13 protein-coding genes and 1 pseudogene are annotated in these 19,663 nt (G+C 62.1%); 8 read left to right on the top strand and 6 right to left on the bottom strand.

Annotation, left to right across the window (positions count from 1 at the left end):
* Positions 1–66: 66 nt before the first annotated feature.
* The 6 genes from ACXX83_RS08880 (at position 67) to ACXX83_RS08855 (ending at position 9,174) form a co-directional block, all read left to right on the top strand.
* Positions 67–1,482 (top strand): sigma-54 interaction domain-containing protein, encoded by a 1,416-nt coding sequence (locus ACXX83_RS08880; protein ID WP_217838219.1) that lies wholly within the window; start codon positions 67–69, stop codon positions 1,480–1,482.
* Positions 1,483–1,766: 284 nt separating this feature from the next.
* The gene (locus ACXX83_RS08875) at positions 1,767–3,158 is read left to right on the top strand and encodes a GntP family permease (RefSeq protein WP_015094900.1); all 1,392 of its coding nucleotides are present in this window, start codon (positions 1,767–1,769) and stop codon (positions 3,156–3,158) included.
* 7 nt (positions 3,159–3,165) lie between these two features.
* Positions 3,166–3,939 (top strand): 3-hydroxybutyrate dehydrogenase, encoded by a 774-nt coding sequence (locus ACXX83_RS08870; protein WP_007974690.1) that lies wholly within the window; start codon positions 3,166–3,168, stop codon positions 3,937–3,939.
* A 204-nt stretch (positions 3,940–4,143) separates the two neighbouring features.
* Complete coding sequence (locus ACXX83_RS08865) at positions 4,144–6,099, top strand: acetoacetate--CoA ligase (protein ID WP_458548150.1); 1,956 nt, start codon at positions 4,144–4,146, stop codon at positions 6,097–6,099.
* A gap of 191 nt (positions 6,100–6,290) precedes the next feature.
* Entirely contained in the window at positions 6,291–8,828 is a 2,538-nt protein-coding gene (locus ACXX83_RS08860) for a PAS domain-containing hybrid sensor histidine kinase/response regulator (RefSeq protein WP_458548149.1), read from the top strand.
* Positions 8,829–8,898: 70 nt separating this feature from the next.
* A complete protein-coding gene (locus tag ACXX83_RS08855; RefSeq protein ID WP_458548148.1) occupies positions 8,899–9,174 on the top strand; it encodes a peptidylprolyl isomerase in 276 nt (91 codons plus the stop codon).
* A gap of 106 nt (positions 9,175–9,280) precedes the next feature.
* Here the strand turns inward: ACXX83_RS08855 and ACXX83_RS08850 are convergent, their stop codons facing one another.
* The 3 genes and pseudogenes from ACXX83_RS08850 to ACXX83_RS08840 form a co-directional block, all read right to left on the bottom strand.
* Positions 9,281–10,498, bottom strand: coding sequence for an amino acid deaminase (locus ACXX83_RS08850; protein ID WP_458548147.1), 1,218 nt, complete (start codon positions 10,496–10,498; stop codon positions 9,281–9,283).
* 39 nt (positions 10,499–10,537) lie between these two features.
* Positions 10,538–10,750, bottom strand: a pseudogene (locus tag ACXX83_RS08845) (IclR family transcriptional regulator); the annotation flags it as partial.
* Positions 10,751–10,837: 87 nt separating this feature from the next.
* Positions 10,838–11,227: a RidA family protein gene (locus ACXX83_RS08840; protein ID WP_015094895.1), complete on the bottom strand. Its 390-nt coding sequence runs from the start codon at positions 11,225–11,227 to the stop codon at positions 10,838–10,840.
* A gap of 365 nt (positions 11,228–11,592) precedes the next feature.
* On the opposite strand from ACXX83_RS08840, the gene ACXX83_RS08835 reads away from it, so the two are divergent.
* On the top strand, positions 11,593–12,324 hold the full coding sequence (locus ACXX83_RS08835) for a hypothetical protein (RefSeq protein WP_458548146.1): 732 nt from the start codon (positions 11,593–11,595) through the stop codon (positions 12,322–12,324).
* 309 nt (positions 12,325–12,633) lie between these two features.
* Entirely contained in the window at positions 12,634–13,857 is a 1,224-nt protein-coding gene (locus ACXX83_RS08830) for an NADH:flavin oxidoreductase/NADH oxidase family protein (protein ID WP_458548145.1), read from the top strand.
* A gap of 122 nt (positions 13,858–13,979) precedes the next feature.
* On the opposite strand, the gene ACXX83_RS08825 is transcribed toward ACXX83_RS08830, so the two are convergent.
* From ACXX83_RS08825 to cobN, 3 genes are all read right to left on the bottom strand, one after another.
* Positions 13,980–14,570, bottom strand: coding sequence for a vWA domain-containing protein (locus ACXX83_RS08825; RefSeq protein ID WP_458548144.1), 591 nt, complete (start codon positions 14,568–14,570; stop codon positions 13,980–13,982).
* 74 nt (positions 14,571–14,644) lie between these two features.
* On the bottom strand, positions 14,645–15,652 hold the full coding sequence (locus ACXX83_RS08820) for a magnesium chelatase ATPase subunit I (protein WP_458548143.1): 1,008 nt from the start codon (positions 15,650–15,652) through the stop codon (positions 14,645–14,647).
* A 161-nt stretch (positions 15,653–15,813) separates the two neighbouring features.
* Positions 15,814–19,662 (bottom strand): cobaltochelatase subunit CobN, encoded by a 3,849-nt coding sequence (cobN, locus tag ACXX83_RS08815; protein WP_458548142.1) that lies wholly within the window; start codon positions 19,660–19,662, stop codon positions 15,814–15,816.
* Between the last annotated feature and the right edge of the window lies 1 nt (position 19,663).

Raw genomic sequence — 19,663 nt, 5'->3', positions numbered from 1 at the left:
CCCTGTGGGAGCGGGCTTGCCCGCGAAGGGGCCAGTACAGGCAAAACATAATCAGGATCAGCCCCCATGAACACCACCGAAAGCCTCAAGGACTACCAGCGCGTTCGCCAGCTGGCGATCCGTTCATTGTTCGAAATCATCGAGCAATCGAGCGAGGGAACGGTGATTGTCGACCGCGATGCCAACATCGTCTGGATGAATGAGCGCTATGCCCGGCGCTTCGGCCTGCAATCGGCGCAAGTGGCGATCGGCAAGCCCTGCGAAAGCGTGATCCCCGGCAGCCTGTTACGTGAAGTGGTGCGCACCGGCCGGCCGATTCTGCTGGATATGCAAGACACCCCAAAAGAGCCGCTGGTGGTCATGCGCCTGCCGATTCACGACGATGCCGGCGTGGTGATCGGCGCCATCGGTTTTGCCCTGTTCGACGAACTGCGCAGCCTGTCGCCGATGCTCAAGCGCTACATGAGCATGCAGGAAGAACTGGCCTCCACCCGTTCGCTGCTGCGGGCGCGGCAGACCAAATACAACTTCGCCCATTTCATCGGCACCAGCGCCGCCAGCCTGGAAGTCAAACGCCGTGCCCGGCGCAGTGCGAGTACCGAATCGCCGGTACTGCTGCTCGGCGAAACCGGCACCGGCAAGGAGTTGTTGGCCCAGGCCATCCACAATGCCTCGCCCCGTGCGCACAAGGCATTTGTCAGCATCAACAGCGCAGCGATTCCCGAATCATTGCTGGAGGCCGAATTCTTCGGCACCGCCCCTGGCGCGTTTACCGGTGCCGACCGCAAGGGCCGCGCCGGTAAATTGCAGATCGCCCAAGGCGGCACATTGTTCCTCGACGAAATCGGCGACATGCCGCTGCCCCTGCAAAGCAAACTGCTGCGCGTGCTGCAGGAAAAGGAATTCGAACCGGTGGGGTCCAATGAAGTGATCCAGAGCGATGTACGGGTGATCGCCGCGACCTCGACCGACCTGGAAGCGGCGATCAAACGCGGCGAGTTCCGCGCCGACTTGTACTACCGGCTCAACGTGCTACCGATCCAGGTGCCGCCCCTGCGCGACCGCCTCGATGACGTACCGGCGCTCAGTGAAGCGATTCTCGAGGAACTGCGCAGCCAGCATGAGCTGCACCACGAAGCCCTCGAATTATTGGGGCAACACGCCTGGCCGGGGAACATCCGCGAATTGCGCAATGTGCTGGAGCGCGCGGCGCTGCTCAGCGATGACTTGCGCCTGACGGCGGCAGACATCCGCGCGGCGATTGGTACGTTCACCCGGGTTGAGCGCGTGACGCCCTTGGCCCAGGAGCCCTTTGCCCATGAAACCTTCAGTGCGGCGCGAGAGCGATTTGACCGGCAACTGATCGAGACGACCCTTGCGCAATGCGGGGGCAAAGTCATTGAGGCAGCGGCGCGACTGGGGCTGGGGCGGTCGACGTTGTACAAGAAGATGGTGGCGTTGGGGATTGCCGAGTCTCCATAACGAGACATATATCTCCGTTATTGGACAGACCTTCGCGAGCAAGCCCGCTCCCACAGGAGAAGGCATTCCCCTGATCAATTCGATCAACTGTGGGAGCGGAATTGCCCGCGAAGAGGCCGGCACTCCCAATACAAGTCTCAAACAAGAGACAACAATCCCGAATCAGCTCACCAACATCAGAATATATCTTTATATTTCAACAAGTTAAGTACTTGGCACAAAACCCGCTATACGCCTCCCTACCCAGTTCCACCCTACAAAAATAACAACCCAGGAGACACACCATGAGTGTGATCATTGCCTTGGCAGCCCTCGCGCTGCTGATGCTGGCTGCCTACCGTGGCTATAGCGTTATCCTTTTTGCCCCGATTGCCGCCCTCGGCGCAGTCCTGCTCACCGACCCCTCTGCCGTCGCCCCCGCTTTCACCGGGGTGTTCATGGAAAAAATGGTCGGTTTCATCAAGCTGTATTTCCCGGTGTTCCTGCTCGGCGCAGTGTTCGGCAAGCTGATCGAACTGTCCGGCTTCTCGCGCTCCATCGTCGCCGCGGCGATTCGCCTGCTCGGCACCCGCCAGGCGATGCTGGTGATCGTGCTGGTCTGCGCCTTGCTCACCTATGGCGGCGTGTCACTGTTTGTGGTGGTGTTCGCGGTCTACCCGTTTGCCGCTGAAATGTTCCGCCAGAGCAACATCCCCAAGCGCCTGATCCCGGCGACCATTGCCTTGGGCGCGTTCTCGTTCACCATGGACGCCCTGCCCGGCACGCCACAAATCCAGAACATCATCCCCAGCACCTTCTTCAACACCACTGCCTGGGCGGCGCCGTGGCTGGGCGTGATCGGCACGATCTTCGTGTTCTGTGCCGGCATGCTGTTTCTGCAGCGTCAACGCAACAAGGCACAGCGCGCCGGTGAAGGTTATGGCTGCGACCTGCGCAACGAGCCGGAAACCGCCCCCGACCTCAAGCTGCCCAATCCGTGGCTCGCGCTGTCGCCACTGTTGGCGGTAGGCATCATGAACCTGCTGTTCACCCATTGGATTCCGCAGGTGTACGGCAAGACCCACAGCCTCGCGCTGCCAGGCATGGCCGCGCCGGTAACCACGGACATCGCCAAGCTCACGGCGATCTGGGCGGTACAGGCAGCCTTGCTGGTCGGCATCCTCATGGTGCTGGTGTTTGGCTACAAGGCGATCAGCCGCAAACTCGCCGAAGGCAGTAAAAGCGCAGTCAGCGGCGCGTTGCTGGCGGCGATGAACACCGCCTCCGAATACGGTTTCGGCGCTGTGATCGCGTCCCTGCCGGGCTTTCTGGTGTTGGCCGACTGGCTCAAGAACATTCCCGACCCACTGGTCAACGAAGCGATTACCGTGACCCTGCTGGCCGGCATCACCGGTTCCGCCTCGGGTGGCATGAGCATTGCGCTGGCGGCCATGTCCGAGCAGTTCATCAGCGCCGCCCATGCGGCGAACATTCCGCTGGAAGTGCTGCACCGGGTCGCCGCGATGGCCAGCGGCGGCATGGACACCCTGCCGCACAACGGCGCTGTGATTACCCTGCTGGCGGTCACCGGGCTGACCCACCGCGAGGCTTACAAAGACATTTTCTGTATTACGCTGATCAAGACCCTGGCGGTTTTCGTGGTGATCGGCACCTTCTACGCTACTGGCATTGTGTGAGGTATTCATGACGACTCTTTCGGGCAAGACCGCACTGGTCACCGGTTCCACCAGCGGTATCGGCCTGGGGATCGCCCTCAGCCTGGCCAAGGCCGGGGCCAACCTGATCCTCAACGGCTTCGGCGATGCGTCCCAAGTGATCGCCGAAGTGCAACAGTTCGGCGGCAAGGTCGGCCACCACCCGGCCGATGTCAGCGATCCGGCACAGATTGCCGACATGATCGCCTACGCCGAGCGTGAGTTCGGCGGCGTCGATATCCTGGTCAACAATGCCGGCATTCAACACGTGGCAGCGGTGGATGAGTTTCCGGTGGAGCGCTGGGATTCGATCATCGCGATCAACCTGTCGTCGGTGTTCCACAGCACCCGCTTGAGCCTGCCTGGCATGCGCGCCAAGGGCTGGGGCCGGGTGATCAACATTGCCTCGGTGCATGGCCTGGTCGGTTCGGTGGGCAAGTCCGCCTATGTCGCCGCCAAGCACGGGGTGATCGGCTTGACCAAGGTGGTCGCGCTGGAAACCGCGACCACCCAGGTCACCTGCAACGCAATCTGCCCAGGCTGGGTACTGACGCCGCTGGTGCAGAAACAGATCGACGATCGTGCCGCCAGCGGGGTTGATCCACAGCAGGCACAGCATGACTTGCTCGCTGAAAAGCAGCCATCGCTGGAGTTCGTGACACCGCCGCAACTGGGTGAGCTGGTGCTATTTTTGTGCAGCGACGCCGGCAGCCAGGTGCGGGGCGCGGCGTGGAATGTGGATGGTGGGTGGTTGGCGCAGTGATCAGCCGCTAACGCTGTGGCGAGGGGGCTTGCCCCCGCTGGGTGGCGAAGCCGCCCTATAAACTCACAGACGATTAAGGTTGTCTGATTTTACGACTGCTTCGCAGCCGAACGGGGGCAAGCCCCCTCGCCACACAAGCGCCCCGGTCACAGAAGCCTGCTCCACATCAGCTTGTATGAAGGCATAAACAAGAAGAGGCAAACCATGTCCGACATCCTCTGGCAACCCGACGTCAAACGCATCGGCAAGACCCGCATGGAGGCCTTCCGGCGCTTCATCAATCAGCGGTATCACCTCAAGATCGACGACTACCCTGCCCTGCACCAGTGGTCCATCGAACAACGCCCGGACTTCTGGCAGGCCATCGTCGATTTCTTCGACATCCGCTTCCACGAACAACCCGACGCCGTGCTGCTCGAAGGCCCGCAGATGCCCAGCGCTCAATGGTTCCCGGGCGCCACGCTGAACTTTGCCGAACATCTGTTACAGCGCCGCGATGATGCAATCGCCGTGGTAGCCGTTGGCGAAAACGGTCAGCGTGAACATTTGACCTGGGCCGAGCTGGCAGAGCATGTCGCCGGCTTTCAAAACGGCTTGATCGCCGCCGGCGTCGGTGTGGGTGACCGGGTCGCCGCGTGCATGCCCAACACCTGGCAAACCCTGGTGGCCATGCTCGCCACCACCAGCCTTGGCGCTGTCTGGTCCTGTTCTTCACCGGACTTCGGCACCCAAGGGGTGGTTGACCGTTTCGGCCAGATCGAACCGAAAGTGCTGGTGACCTGCGCCGGCTACCGCTATGCCGGCAAAGAGATCGACCAGACCGCCAAGATCAACGAGATCCTCCAGCGCCTGCCGTCACTGCAACAGCTGATCGTCGTGCCTTACGCTCGCCCACAGGCGCACATCGAACACTTCCGTACCCCGGCCAACGTGACGCTGTGGGGCGATTTCTACGCACCCGGCGGCGAGCCGGATTTCGTCCCGGTGCCCTTCGCCCATCCGCTGTACATCCTCTACTCCAGCGGCACCACCGGCGTGCCCAAATGCATCATCCACAGCACCGGCGGCGTACTCCTGCAACACGTCAAGGAACACGGCCTGCACTGCGATCTCGGCCCCGGCGAGCGCCTGTTCTACTACACCACGTGCGGCTGGATGATGTGGAACTGGCTGGTCTCGGCCCTCGCGGTAGGCAGCGCGGTGGTGCTGTACGACGGCTCGCCGTTCCACCCTGACCCGCAACGCTTGATCGACCTGATCGACGACGAAGGGATCAGCGTGTTCGGCACCAGCCCGAAATACCTCGCGACCCTGGAAAGCAGCGGCATCAAGCCCCGTGAAAGCCATGACCTGGGCAGCCTCAGGACGTTGCTGTGCACCGGCTCGGCGCTGTCGCCGCAGAGTTACGACTTTGTTTATCGCGACTTCAAGCCTGACCTGTGCCTGGCCTCGATGTCCGGCGGCACCGACATCGTCTCGTGCTTCGTCAACGGCAACCCTTTGTCGCCAGTGCGGCGCGGCGAAATCATGGGCAAGAGCCTGGGCATGGCCGTCGAGGTATGGAGCGACGCCGGTCAGCCGGTGATCGGTGAAAAAGGCGAACTGGTCTGCACCCGGCACTTCCCGGCGATGCCCGTTGGCCTGTGGAACGATGCCGATGGCGAGAAACTGCGCCAGTCCTATTTCAGCCTGTTCCCCGGCGTCTGGGCCCAGGGCGACTACGCCGAACAATTGCCCCATGGCGGGATGATGATTCACGGCCGCTCGGATGCCGTGCTCAACCCCGGTGGCGTGCGCATCGGCACGGCGGAAATCTACCGTCAGGTGGAAAAGATCCCGCAAGTGCTCGACAGCGTGGCCATCGGTCAGCAATGGCAGGATGACGTGCGGGTGGTGCTGTTCGTACGCTTGTGCGACGGGCTTGAGCTGGACGAGGCGCTGCAACAACAGATCCGCCAGACGATTCGCGCCAACACCACGCCGCGTCATGTGCCGGCGAAGATTGTCGCGGTCTCCGACATTCCGCGGACCATCAGCGGCAAGGTGGTTGAACTGGCGGTGCGCAATGTGGTGCATGGGCAGAAGGTGAAAAACACCGATGCCCTGGCCAATCCCGAAGCGCTGGAGCAATTTCGAGACCGGCCCGAACTCATGAATTGAAATGGGATTACCTGTGGGAGCGAGCCTGCTCGCGATGGCGTAGAGTCAGGCGACATTGACTTTGAATGTACCGCCCTCTTCGCGAGCAGGCTCGCTCCCACTTTTACCGCTCAGGCCTCTGAATCAGTCGGCGCCTGCCACCTGTGCAAGAATAGACGCCAGCTAAAGCGACTCAGGCGCAGGACTCCCGGATGAACGCAATACCCACCGCCAGCGATGCCCAGGCCCTGATCGCCCGGATCGACTGGGCAAGCAGCCCGCTGGGCGCTGCCAGCACCTGGCCACAGAGCCTGCGAACCGCCGTGGACATCGTCATTCACTCACCGATGCCGATGCTGCTGCTATGGGGCCCGCAACTGACACAGATCTACAACGACGGCTTCGCCCTGCTCGCAGGAAGCAAGCATCCGCAGGCTTTCGGACAACCGACACACCTGATCTGGCCAGAGTTGAAAGACTTTACCGACCCGATCTACAGCGCCGTCCTGCAAGGTCAGGTACGAACCTACAGTGAGCAGCGCTTTACCCTGCAACGTGAGGGCCGGGAGTCCGACTTCTGGCTCGACCTGACCTACAGCCCGATCCGCGACGAAGGTGCCGAGGTGGCCGGGATCCTGGTCACCGCCATCGAAACCAACGAGCGCCGGCGCATCGCCCTCGAACTCGAACAGCGCTCGGCGGCCAGCCTCAAGGCCCAGCGTGAAACCGAGGAACGCCTGCAACTGGCCCTCGCCGCCACAGATGCGGTTGGCACCTGGGACTGGGACATCAGCGAGGACCGTTTCATCGCCGATGTGCATTTCGCCCAGCTCCACGGCGTCGACCCGGCCATGGCCAACCAGTTGCCGATCAGCGAATACCTGCATGGCGTACACCCGCAGGACCGCGCCCTGATCGCCCGCAGCATCAAGCACTGCATCACCCACGGCAGCGAATACGCCGAGGAATATCGCCTGTTGCAAACCGACGGCCAGATGCGCTGGGTGTTTGCCCGCGGTCGCTGCTACAAGGACCATCACGGCCGGCCGATCCGTTTCCTCGGCGCCGCCCTGGACCTGACCGAGCGCAAACACACCGAGCAAGCCCTGCGCCAGAGCCAGACCGAGCTGCAACTGATCATCAACGCCATGCCGATCCTGATCAGCTACGTCGACCGCGAAGAACGCTTTCGCCTCAACAACGCAGCGTACCTCGACTGGTACGGGCTGACGCCGCAAGAGCTATACGGGCGAACCATTCTTGAAGTACTCGGCGAAGAAGCCTACGCGCTACGCGCCCCGTACATCACCGAGGCGCTGTCCGGCCGGCCCTGCTGTTTCAGCATCAGCACGCCGCACCGCGACGGCAGCATGCGCCAGGCCTTGATGAATTACCTGCCGCGCCACGGTGCAGATGGTGCGGTCAACGGCTTCTACATCTTCGTGATCGACGAAACCGAACGCAAAATGACCGAAGAAGCCTTGCGCAACCTGAACGAAACCCTTGAGGAACGGGTGGCTGCCCGCACCCGACAACTGGCCGAGGCCAACGAGCGTCTGCAAAACGAGATGTTCGAGCGTGAGCGTGCCGAAGACGCCTTGCGCCATGCGCAGAAAATGGAAGCCGTCGGCCAGCTGACCGGTGGCATCGCCCATGACTTCAACAACATGCTCACCGGCATCATTGGCAGCCTCGACCTGATGCAACGCTACATCGCCGAAGGCCGCGCCAGCGAGATCGGCCGGTTCACCGAGGCGGCAGTGTCCTCGGCCAACCGTGCCGCCGCCCTCACCCATCGCTTGCTGGCGTTCTCCCGGCGTCAGTCGCTCAATCGCACGCCGCTGAACCCCAACGACCTGATTCGCTCGCTTGAGGACCTGCTCAGTCGTACCAAGGGCGACCACATTGAACTCAAGCTGCAACTGGCCGAGCACACCTGGCGGGTCAACACCGATGTCAGTCAGTTGGAAAACGCCCTGCTCAACCTTGTGATCAACGCCAGGGACGCCATGCCAGGCGGCGGCGAGTTGCAGATCGAAACGGCCAACGTGTACCTCGACGGCAGTGACATCACGACCCTGGAACCGGTCAAGGCCGGCGACTACGTGATGATTGCCGTCAGCGACAACGGCACCGGCATGACGCCCTCGGTGCTGGCCAAGGCATTCGACCCCTTCTTCACCACCAAGCCCATCGGCCAGGGCACCGGTCTGGGCTTGTCGATGATCTACGGTTTTGCCCAGCAATCGGGGGGCCACGTCAGCCTGTTCAGCCTGCCCGGACGAGGCACCAGCGTGCGTTTGTACCTGCCGCGCCTGCATTCGACCGAGCCGGAAAAAGTCCTGTCACCCGTGGTCGGCGAGGCGCCAGCGGCGATTGCCGGCGAAACGGTGATGCTGGTCGAGGATGATGCGGCGGTGCGCATGTTGGTGCTGGACCTGCTCAAGGAACTCGGTTACCGCGCCCATGAAGCCGAAGATGCCAAAGACGCGCTGCCGGTGCTGGAGTCCGACCTGCGGGTGGACCTGCTGGTGACCGACGTGGGGTTGCCGGGCATGAACGGCCGACAACTGGCAGAAATCGCCCGCCAGCATCGTCCCGGACTGAAAGTGTTGTTCATGACCGGTTACGCGCAGATCGCTGCCGAGCGCCAGGGTTTCCTTGAAGAAGGCATGGACATGGTGACCAAACCGTTTTCCATCGACCTGCTGGCCAACAAGATTCGCACGATGATCGGTCAACCGGACTGAGTTGAGGCATAATCGCGCCCCCCCCCCGCTGCCACCCACATAACCAGCATCGTTGCAAGGTAACCGCCCCATGAAAGCTCAAGCCCGCCATATCCTGGTGAAAACCTCGGAAGAAGCCGAGCAGCTCAAACAACGCATCGCCAAGGGTGAAGCGTTCGATGTGCTGGCCAAGAAGTATTCGACCTGCCCGTCGGGCAAGCGCGGCGGCGACCTCGGTGAAGTGCGGCCGGGGCAGATGGTCGGCGTGATCGATGCGGTGATCTTCAAGAAACCTCTGCGGTTGGTGCATGGGCCGATCAAGAGCAAGTTCGGGTATCACCTGGTGCAGGTGTTTTACCGGGATTGATGCAGTTGGCTTGAGGGCCTCTTCGCGGGCAAGCCCGCTCCCACAATGAAACGCGGTCAACTGTGGGAGCGGGCTTGCTCGCGAAAGCCGCGCCGCGGTTTCAATCTTAGAAACAGGTTTCCATGGTCTCGATGACGTTCAGTTGCTCATCGACCAGACAGCCGACACGCCACTTGTCGAACGTCAGGCACGGGTGCGAAGTGCCGAACGAAATGATGTCGCCCACCCGCAGATCAACCCCCGGCGCCACGGTCATGAACGCATGCTGGTCCATGACCGCGGTGACTTTGCAGGCACTCACATCATCGCCGCTGGCCGGCACCACGCCCGCCTTGTAGCGCCGCAACGGCACCGGCAAACCGGCGTCGTAGGCGACGTCGCGTTTGCCCAGGGCAATCACCGCAAACCCCGGCTCCGGCAACGATTGCACATGCGCCCACACTTCCAGCGCCGGGCGCAGGCCTTCGTGCAGGTCGCTGCGACGGTCGAGCACGCAGCACTGCGCTTGCTTGTAGATACCATGGTCGTGAGCCACGTAACTGCCGGGACGCAGCACGCTGAGGAAGCGTCCAGCGGCGTTCTGTGCTTCGAAGGACTCGGCAATCAGGTCATACCAGGCCGAACCCGACGCGGTGATGATCGGCTTGGCAATGGCGAAGGCGCCGCTGTCCTGCAACTGCACCGCCAGACGCACCAGCGACGCGGCGAAATCGCGGATGCCGGTCACGGCGTGATCGCCATGGATCACCCCCTCGTAGCCTTCGATCCCGGTCAGGGCCAGGGCCGGTTGCGCGGCGATGGACTTGGCCAGGTCGAGCACTTCCTGTTCACTGCGGCAACCGCAACGCCCGCCGACCACGCCGTATTCGATCATCACGTTCAGGCGCACGCCACGGGAGGCGAAGTAGGCACCGAGGTCGGCGACGTTGTCCGGGTGATCGACCATGCAATAGAAGTCGAACGTCGGGTCGGCCAGCAGGTCGGCGATCAATGCCATGTTCGGCGTGCCGACCAACTGGTTGGCCATCAGGACACGGCGCACGCCATGGGCGTAGGCGGCACGGGTTTGCGTGGCGCTGGCCAGGGTGATGCCCCAGGCACCGGCGTCCAGTTGGCGACGGAACAACGCCGGGGTCATGCTGGTCTTGCCATGGGGCGCCAGTTCCGCTCCGCTGTCGCTGACGAACGCCTGCATCCAGCGGATGTTGTGTTCCAGCGCCTCGCGATGCAGTACCAGCGCAGGCAGGCTGACATCACGCACCAGGCTGGCACCGATGGGCGCCGCGCCTTTATCCACGTTGGCAGTTTGGGGGGCAGAAGACATGGTCGAACTCCTCGTTCACGCGGCGGCAGGCAGCCGCTGTTACTCGTTGATGCGACGGGCCAGGTTGTTGGCGCTTGCGATCAGCACCCGGCGGTAGTCGTTGTAGTTTTTCTTCGCATCGGCCCGTGGGGCGACGATGCACAGGGTCGCGATGGCCACGCCGTCAGGGCTTTTGACCGGCGCGGCGCAGCAATGGGTAAAGGTGTCGGCGACGCTATCGAAGGAAAAGAACCCCTCGATACCGGCCTGACGGGGCCGCCTTCGCGAACAAGCCCGCTCCCATATTTGGAATGCGTTCCCCTGTGGGAGCGAGCCTGCTCGCGAAGAGGGCACCTCGGTTCAAGCCTTTTTCTTGTACGCAATGCAGTCGATCTCGACCTTGCAGTCGACCATCATGCTCGCCTGCACACAGGCCCGCGCCGGGGCGTGCTCGGGTTTGAAGTACTCGGCGAAGACCTTGTTGAAGCTGGTGAAATCCCGCGGATCCTCCAGCCACACGCCAGCACGCACCACATCTTCCAGGGCATAACCGGCCTCTTCGAGAATCGCGATCAGGTTCTTCATGGTCTGGTGGGTCTGTTCGACAATGCCGCCCGTAATAATCTCGCCGTCCACCGCCGGTACCTGCCCGGAAACGTGCAGCCAGCCATCGGCTTCAACGGCGCGAGCGAAAGGACGAGGCTGACCGCCAGCGGCGGTACTGCCGGTGCCGTAACGAGTAATGCTCATGAGTGTTTCTCCTGATTGAAAATTGAAGGATCAAAAACGGGTGCTTTTGAGAAATTCCGCCAGTCGTGGCAATTGCGGGCGTTCGAACAGGTCCTTGGGGGGCTGGCCGTTTTGAGCATGATTTAGTGCATGGTTTTGAGTCTGTGTCATGGCAAAGCCATCTTCCCGTCAAACAAGTGCTAGCGATATCTACAGGGTGAAGTGATAACGCTCAATCAGTGTGCACATGACCACGACATGCCACAGGTCCATCTGCGTCCAGGCCGGCTGTCACCACTGTCAACTCTGACAGTAGACCCGCGCAAGACATGTAGAAATACTGGAGTCTCATCTGACTCATACCCCCCAATTAAAGGGAATGTGAAATGAAGACGCCAAAAGGATTAGTTTTCTGTGCCGTACTGGGAGTTGGATTAGCAGGCTGTAACGTTCAACAGGACACGTCTGTGACCTCTGTAAACGAAGAATGCAAATATCTGGTCAACGGAAAATTTATCGGCCAAAACGGTCCGGAAGTTTGCGTCACGACACCGCTGTCAAAAAGCGCCACATCGATTACGGGAACTATCGTTGGTACCGGAACAACGGGGCCGTTCATGGTGACTGCATTAACCAGCGATGGAACCATCCTTAAACAGGTCACCACCCTCGCCAACGGTGACTTCACGATGACCCCGTTAAACCTGCAGAGCCTGCCTGGCAAGGGGATTTCAATCTCGGTTTTCGTTAACGATGTCAGTTCGCCTCCCACCAAACTGGTCGTTGGGCAAGAACCCCCGGCGAAGTGCAGGCAAGGCACCCCCGGGTTTCCACTGTGCGGTACTTACCCTGGCGCGATTTTCTTCCCGATAAAAACGTCCATCACCACAATATTCTTGCTTCCCCCCGGAGACGTCTTTGGGGGCGCAACGGTTATCCCGAATTTTATGGGGTTGAATTTTATCAATTGGAAGCCGGACAGAACCATTGCATATCAAATGTCCATCGCTCCGTTACAGCCTGGAGATGAACCTAGTGTTTATGCGGAGAACAAAAACAACGAGTCGTTTGCCTACCTCGTGTCGCAAACAGTTCTTGCCAATAAAAAACAAGAATGAAAAATCGAGGTTTCCAAGAAAAAAGACATCTGGATAGCTGGGGCAACTCTGGAAAATATCGAGTCAATTCAGCCGTGGAGCAAGGTCGGTGATGTACAAAATCATTGAAGACGAAGTGTTGAAAAAAATCGGCGCCGGCTGAGGTTAAAGCCGAGTTTTCCAGCATGAGTTTGATCGGCTACACACCTATTGCCTATTGATCTACTCAACTGCGCCAATTCACCAATTTCCATTGCGGCCTCATTTTCCTGCTTGACATTAAAGTTAACTTTAAGCTTAGCCTCTGCTCATCAGTATGAGGAGTCAAGCATGTCACCCTTCCGAATCTTGAATTTGCCCAACGGCCAGACCATCGCCAATCGCATTGCCAAAGCCGCGATGGAAGAGAACCTCGCCAACACCGATCAAGTACCCGATCAGGCACTGCTTCGCCTGTATCAAGCCTGGGCCGAAGGTGAAGCCGGTTTGCTGCTGACCGGCAATGTGATGATCGACCGCCGCGCCATGACCGGCCCTGGCGGTGTCGCACTGGAGGACGAGCGGCATCTGGAACGCTTCCGCCAGTGGGCCAGTGTCGGCCGGGCCGGCGGTGCGCACTTCTGGATGCAACTCAATCACCCTGGCCGCCAGACCATGGCCAACCTCGGCCAGCAAGCACTGGCGCCGTCGGCGATTGCGCTGGATCTCGGCCAGTTCTCGAAGATGTTCGCCGAACCCAAGCCCATGGGCGAGGACGACATCCAGGAGGTGATCCGACGTTTCGCCACCAGCGCCGCACTGGCGGAGAAAGCCGGTTTTACCGGTGTGCAGATCCACGCCGCCCATGGCTATCTGCTCAGCCAGTTCCTGTCGCCGCTGACCAATCGACGCACTGATCGCTGGGGTGGTTCGCTGGAGAATCGCGCGCGCCTGCTGTTGTCCGTCGTCGAGGCGGTTCGCCAGGTGGTATCGCCGCAATTTTGCGTGTCGGTAAAGCTCAACTCAGCGGATTTCCAGCGCGGTGGCTTCGATGCCGATGATGCACGGCAAGTGATCCAGTGGCTCAACGAGCAACCGATCGACCTGCTGGAACTCTCCGGCGGCAGTTACGAAGCACCGGCCATGCAAGGCGAAGCGCGCGACGGCCGGACCCTGGCCCGGGAGGCGTACTTTCTGGAAATGGCCGGCGAACTGGCCAGCGTGGCGCGCATGCCGGTGATGGTGACAGGCGGAATCCGGCGTCTGGCAATCGTCGAACAGGTTCTCGACAGCGGCATCGCCATGGCCGGCATCGGCACCGCCCTGGCCGTGGAGCCGCATCTGGTCAAGCATTGGCGCGAAGGCAAGAACAGCCACCCACAACTACCGCCGATCCGCTGGAAGCGCAAACCCCTGGCGGCGCTGGCGAGCATGGCGGTGGTGAAGTTCCAGCTGCATCGCTTGAGCCGTGGGCGCAAAACCCGGCCTGAGGTTTCGGCGCTATGGGCGTTGATTGTCGACCGGTTGTACATAGGCAAGCGTACCCGGCAGTATCGGCAGGCGATGGGTAAGTAATCCAGAATTGATGTTGACTGATCCACCGCCTTCGCGAGCAAGCCCGCTCCCACATTTGGAATGCGTTCCACCCTGTGGGAGCGGGCTTGCTCGCGAAGAGGCCAGCCTGGGCAAAGGAGAACTCAACCAGGCAGCAACTCGTCAATATGCCGATACTCAGCCTGCAACTGCGCCGCCAACACCCTGCTGCGCCCGAGCCGGATCGGCCCGCGCTCGATGTCGATCAACAACCCCGGACACGCAAGCACAGGAAGGAGCGGCCAATCCTTCAGCCGGCCATCGGTCACCAGCAACAAGCGCTGCTGCTCTGCCGGAAAACGTTTCTGCCGTGCGGCAAGCCACTGCCCTGCTTCGCTCAATGCCGCCAGCAGCGGCGTGCCACCACCGGCACCCAGGCCGTCGAGCCAATGGCGCAGCCCCGTGGAAGCCTTCAATCCCTGCACCTGCCACCTTGGAGCAGCACCGCTGGCCGTGAGCAGCGCCAGTCGTGCGCGCTGGCGATAGGCATCGTCGAACAACTGCGCCAGCAAGCCCTTGGCATCGCTCAATGCCTGATGACGGCGGGTCGATGCGGAGGCATCGACTATCACCAGCCACAGTTCATGGGGCGAACGCGTGCGCAGTTGAAATATCAGGTCGTCGCGCTGACGCGGCCGGCCATTGAGCAAGGTGCCGGGCCAGTTGACCGAGCCGCTGCGGGCTGCGTGACGCACGCCCTGTTTGCCATGGTCCAGTCGCCCGGCTCGGGGTCTGGCATTCGCCCCCGCGTCGCAGCGAGGGCGAATGCCTAGGGCTTTTTTGGCCAGCTCGGCACTTCACGTCGTGCGCCGGTCGCCAGCGCCTGGGCAGGCAATTCGCCCCACTGGCCCTGCCCTTCGCTCGGGTTGGCGTGCTGCGGTGCGCAGGGCTGCGGCGCTTGGGATGGCTGAGGCGCCGCAGCCGAATGCTCGCGACGACGATGGCGCAAGGCGAATTCGGCGACGGCGTCGATATCTTCCTCGGCGATAGCGTTCGCCCCGCGCCAGGCGGCGTGAGCCCGGGCGGCACGCAGCCAGACCAGGTCGGCGCGCAAACCATCGACGCCAGCGGCAAAGCAGCGCTCGGTAATCCGTGCCAGCGCCTGGTCGTCCAGAGGAATGCTCGCCAGGGCGTTGCGTGCGTGCTGGCAACGTTCGCGCAGTGACGCCTGCGCCGATTCCCATTCGGCGCAGAAACCTTGCGGATCGCTGTCGAAATCCAGGCGACGACGGATGATCTGGCCTCGTTCGGCCGGCGCTGTGTGACCACCAAGGGCGACATTCAGGCCGAAACGGTCGAGCAGTTGCGGACGCAGTTCACCCTCTTCGGGATTCATGGTGCCAATCAGCACGAACTTCGCCGAGTGCCGATGGGAAATGCCGTCACGCTCAACCAGATTGGTGCCGCTGGCGGCCACATCGAGCAGCAGGTCAACGAGGTGATCAGGCAACAGATTGACCTCGTCGACGTAGAGCACGCCACCGTCTGCCTTGGCCAGTACGCCGGGGGAAAACTGAGCCCGACCTTCGCCCAGCGCCGCGTCGAGATCGAGGGTGCCGACCAGGCGCTCTTCGGTGGCGCCCAGCGGCAGTGTGACAAACTGACCGCTGGCCAGCAGGTCCGCCAGACCACGGGCCAGGGTCGACTTGGCCATGCCGCGCGGACCTTCGATCAGGACTCCGCCGATTTTCGGGTCGATGGCGGTCAGGTACAGGGCCAATTTCAAATCGTCGGCGCCGACCACGGCGGAGAGCGGGAAATGCGGGGTGTCGGTCATTGTTCAATCTCGGTCATGGTCGGTGATCAATTCACAAATATCACAGTTGCCTTCATCCCTGTGGGAGCGAGCCTGCTCGCGAAGGCGGTGTGTCAGCCAGCATAAATGTCGTCTGACGCTCCCTCATCGCGAGCAGGCTCGCTCCCACAGGTTCGAGCGTGTCAGCCGTCTTCTTCTATATCCAGCAACAGATTCTCCAATGCCTCGCGGTAGGCGCCCGGCTCCTTCCACATTCCGCGTTGTTGCGCCTCGAGCATGCGTTCAGTCATGTCGCGCAAGGCATGGGGATTGTGTTCACGGACAAAATCCCGGGTTTCAGGGTCGAGCAAATAGGCGTCGGCCAGCAACGCGTACTGGTGATCGTCGATCAACTGCGTGGTGGCATCGAAGGCGAACAGATTATCGACGGTCGCAGCCATTTCGAACGCACCTTTGTAGCCGTGGCGCTTTACCCCTTCGAGCCACTTCGGATTGGCCGCCCGGGAGCGGATCACCCGGTTCAGCTCTTCCTTCAAGGTGCGAATCTTCGGCAGGTCCGGCTGACTGTGATCGCCATGATAACTGGCCGCCGCCTCGCCTTTGAGGCTTTCCACCGCCGCGAGCATACCGCCCTGGAACTGGTAGTAATCATTGGAGTCGAGCAAATCGTGCTCGCGGTTGTCCTGGTTTTGCAGCACCGCCTGTACCTGGCTCAGGCGCTGGCTGAACTGTTCTCGGGCGGCGGTGCCTTCGTCGGAACCGCCGTAAGCGTAGCCGCCCCAGTTGAGGTAAACCTCGGCCAGGTCCTCGCGGGTTTGCCACAGACGACCGTCAATGGCGCCCTGCACGCCGGCGCCGTAGGCCCCGGGCTTGGCCCCGAAAATCCGCCAGCCGGCCTGCCGTCGCGCAGCGTCTTCATCCAGTCCGGTCTGCAACAAGGCTGCACGCTCGGCACGCACCTTGGCCGCCAACGGATTGAGGTCGTCCGGCTCATCCAGGTCGGCCACCGCTTGCACCGCCGCGTCAAACAGGCGGATCAGATTGGCAAAGGCATCGCGGAAGAAACCGGACACGCGCAAGGTCACGTCGACCCGAGGGCGGTCGAGCAAACTCAACGGCAGAATCTCGAAATCGTCGACCCGCTGACTGCCGGTGGCCCAGACCGGACGCACACCCATCAACGCCATCGCCTGGGCGATGTCATCGCCGCCAGTGCGCATGGTCGCGGTGCCCCACACCGACAGGCCGAGCTGGCGCAGATGATCGCCGTGGTCCTGCAGGTGCCGCTCCAGAATCAGGCTGGCCGACTGGAAACCGATGCGCCACGCCGTGGTGGTCGGCAAATTGCGCACGTCCACCGAGTAAAAGTTACGCCCGGTGGGCAGCACGTCCAGACGACCGCGACTCGGCGCACCGCTGGGGCCGGCCGGGACGAAGCGACCGCTGAGGGCATCGAGCAGACCGCGCATTTCCGCTGGGCCGCAGGCGTCCAGGCGCGGGGCAACTACTTCGCGAAGGCTGTCGATTATGGCACTCACTTCAGCCCAACCTGCCTCCTGTGGGAGCGGACTTGCTCGCGAAAGCGGTGGGTCAAGCGACATCAATGTTGAATGGTCCACCGATTCGCGAGCAAGCCCGCTCCCACAGGGGTCATTCAACACGCCCGAAATCAACTGCGCTGCATACAGCTCCAGGCGCTCGCGGGTATCGCCCGCCGTGCGCCAAATCTCGTCACTGATAAGCAAAAGAGACTCGGGACGCGGCCCGGTCCATGGCTCGCCCAGCGCACAATCCAGTGGGTCAAACCCCAGCGCAAACGCCTTGGCCAGCGCCCGCAGCAGGCTCGATTGCGCTCCTCGGCCATCGCCCCGTGGAATGCGCAACAACGCCAGCAAGGTGTCGATACGCAGGCGACCGGTGGGCGATTCGCCGAACACGTGCAGACCATCGCGGATCTGCGACTCTTTCAAGTCGCACAGGTAAGTGTCGAGTCGCGGCAACCAGATCGCTGCGTCGGTATCGCTGTCGAGTTGCTCGTCCAGCTGCAGTTCACGGTCGATGTGCGAGTCACGCACCAGTTGCAGGATGTCGCGCTGCAACTCCCGAGCGCGGCGCGGATCGAGCAACTGCGCTTCGTAATACTCGTCGGCCAACAGTTCGAGGTTGCGCAGCGGGCCATAGGTTTCGGCGCGGGTCAGCGGTGGCATCAGGTGATCGATGATCACCGCCTGGGTGCGCCGCTTGGCCTGGGCGCCCTCGCCCGGGTCGTTGACGATGAACGGATAGATGTTCGGCAGCGGCCCGAGCAGCGCATCCGGCCAGCAGTTTTCCGACAGCCCCACGCCCTTGCCCGGCAGCCATTCGAGGTTGCCGTGCTTGCCGACGTGAATCACGCCATGGGCGCCATAGGTGTGGCGCAGCCAGAAGTAAAACGCCAGGTAGCCGTGGGGCGGCACCAGGTCCGGGGCGTGATACACCGCGCTCGGATCGACCTGATAACCCCGCGCCGGTTGGATGCCGACGAAGGTCTGGCCAAAGCGCAGGCCGGCGATCATCATCCGTGCACTGCGGCACATCGGGTCGTTTTCCGGCGCGCCCCAACGTTCGAGCACCGCCGCACGATTGGCTTTGGGCAGGGCATTGAACATCGTCAGATAGTCGTCCATTGCCAGGCTTTGCTGGCACGGACGCAAGTCCAGGGTATCGAGATCGTTGCTGACACCGCCCAGCAACTGCTGGATCAGCGCGGTGCCACTGTCCGGCAATTGCGCCGGCAACGGATAACCTTCAGCATGCAGCGCCCGCAGGATATTCAGTGCGGCGGCCGGAGTGTCGAGGCCGACGCCATTGCCGATGCGCCCGTCGCGAGTCGGGTAATTGGCGAGAATCAAGGCGATGCGTTTTTCGGCGTTTGGCACCCGCGCCAGTTCGACCCAGCGTCGCGCCAGTTCGGCAACGAAGTCCATGCGCTCCGGTTGCGGCCGGTAGCAGACCACATCCGACTGGCTGCGCTCACTGCGCCACGCCAGGTCCTTGAAGCTGATCGGACGGCTGATGATGCGCCCGTCCAGCTCCGGCAAGGCAATGTGCATCGCCAGATCACGCGGGCCAAGCCCCTGTTCACTGGCGCGCCAACCCGGTTCGTTGTCCTGGGCACAAATCGCCTGGATCACTGGAATATTGCGACGGAACGGTCGCAGGTGTGGCGCTTCGGGGCTGGACTGGGCGAAGCCGGTGGTGTTCAGGATCACTGAGACACCTGATTCATCCAGCCAATCTTCGACCGCGCCGAGGCAGCCGGGCTCCTTCAAACTGGCCAGCGCAATCGGCAACGGATTCAAACCCGCTGCCTGCAAGCGTTGGCAGAAAACATCGATGAAAGCGGTGTTCGCCGCCTGCAAATGCGAGCGGTAAAACAGCACCGCCGCCACCGGTTGATCGGCGCGCCAGTCGGCTTGCCAGTCGCTCAGTGCGGCAGAATGTTTGTGCGGATGGTAGATCGCCGTACGTGGCAGGGTCTGCGGCTCGCCCCAGGTGTAATCGCGGGCCAGCCAGCGGTTGGCCAGGCAGCGGAAGAAATCCAGGGCGTTGCCCATGCCACCCTGACGCAGAAACTGCCAGAGCCGGTCGCGGTCCGCGGCGCCGACGGTACTCAGGTCGCTGAGCTCCGGGTCCGGGCGGTCATCGCCCGGCACCAGAATCACCTGCACGCCGCGCTGGGACAGCTCGACCAGGCGCTCGATGCCGTAACGCCAATAGGCGATGCCGCCGTGCAGCGAAATCAGGATCACCCTGGCGTGACGCAGCACTTCATCGACGTACAAATCGACCGAGGCATGGTTCTGCACCTGCATCGGGTTGGCCAGGCGCAGGCTCGGGTAATCCTCGGGCAACTGCTGCGCCGCCTCGGCGAGCAGCGCCAGGCTGGAGTCGCCGCTGCACAGGACCACCAGCTCGGCGGGGGTTTGTCCAAGGTCGGCGATGTTGTCATCCGACACGAAACCGCCGGGCTGGGTCCTGAGCAGGTGCATG

The organism is Pseudomonas sp. GNP012 (assembly GCF_054343835.1).
The sequence above is the reverse complement of the archived record's forward strand: the minus strand, read 5'-3'. Positions and strand labels throughout refer to the sequence as shown.

What these genes read in the sequence shown, in the direction of transcription:
- ACXX83_RS08880 (WP_217838219.1), top strand. Translation starts at nt 67, where the DNA reads ATGAACACCACCGAAAGCCTCAAGGACTACCAGCGCGTTCGCCAGCTG.
- ACXX83_RS08875 (WP_015094900.1), top strand. Translation starts at nt 1,767, where the DNA reads ATGAGTGTGATCATTGCCTTGGCAGCCCTCGCGCTGCTGATGCTGGCT.
- ACXX83_RS08870 (WP_007974690.1), top strand. Translation starts at nt 3,166, where the DNA reads ATGACGACTCTTTCGGGCAAGACCGCACTGGTCACCGGTTCCACCAGC.
- ACXX83_RS08865 (WP_458548150.1), top strand. Translation starts at nt 4,144, where the DNA reads ATGTCCGACATCCTCTGGCAACCCGACGTCAAACGCATCGGCAAGACC.
- ACXX83_RS08860 (WP_458548149.1), top strand. Translation starts at nt 6,291, where the DNA reads ATGAACGCAATACCCACCGCCAGCGATGCCCAGGCCCTGATCGCCCGG.
- ACXX83_RS08855 (WP_458548148.1), top strand. Translation starts at nt 8,899, where the DNA reads ATGAAAGCTCAAGCCCGCCATATCCTGGTGAAAACCTCGGAAGAAGCC.
- ACXX83_RS08850 (WP_458548147.1), bottom strand. Translation starts at nt 10,498, where the DNA reads ATGTCTTCTGCCCCCCAAACTGCCAACGTGGATAAAGGCGCGGCGCCC.
- ACXX83_RS08840 (WP_015094895.1), bottom strand. Translation starts at nt 11,227, where the DNA reads ATGAGCATTACTCGTTACGGCACCGGCAGTACCGCCGCTGGCGGTCAG.
- ACXX83_RS08835 (WP_458548146.1), top strand. Translation starts at nt 11,593, where the DNA reads ATGAAGACGCCAAAAGGATTAGTTTTCTGTGCCGTACTGGGAGTTGGA.
- ACXX83_RS08830 (WP_458548145.1), top strand. Translation starts at nt 12,634, where the DNA reads ATGTCACCCTTCCGAATCTTGAATTTGCCCAACGGCCAGACCATCGCC.
- ACXX83_RS08820 (WP_458548143.1), bottom strand. Translation starts at nt 15,652, where the DNA reads ATGACCGACACCCCGCATTTCCCGCTCTCCGCCGTGGTCGGCGCCGAC.
- cobN (WP_458548142.1), bottom strand. Translation starts at nt 19,662, where the DNA reads ATGCACCTGCTCAGGACCCAGCCCGGCGGTTTCGTGTCGGATGACAAC.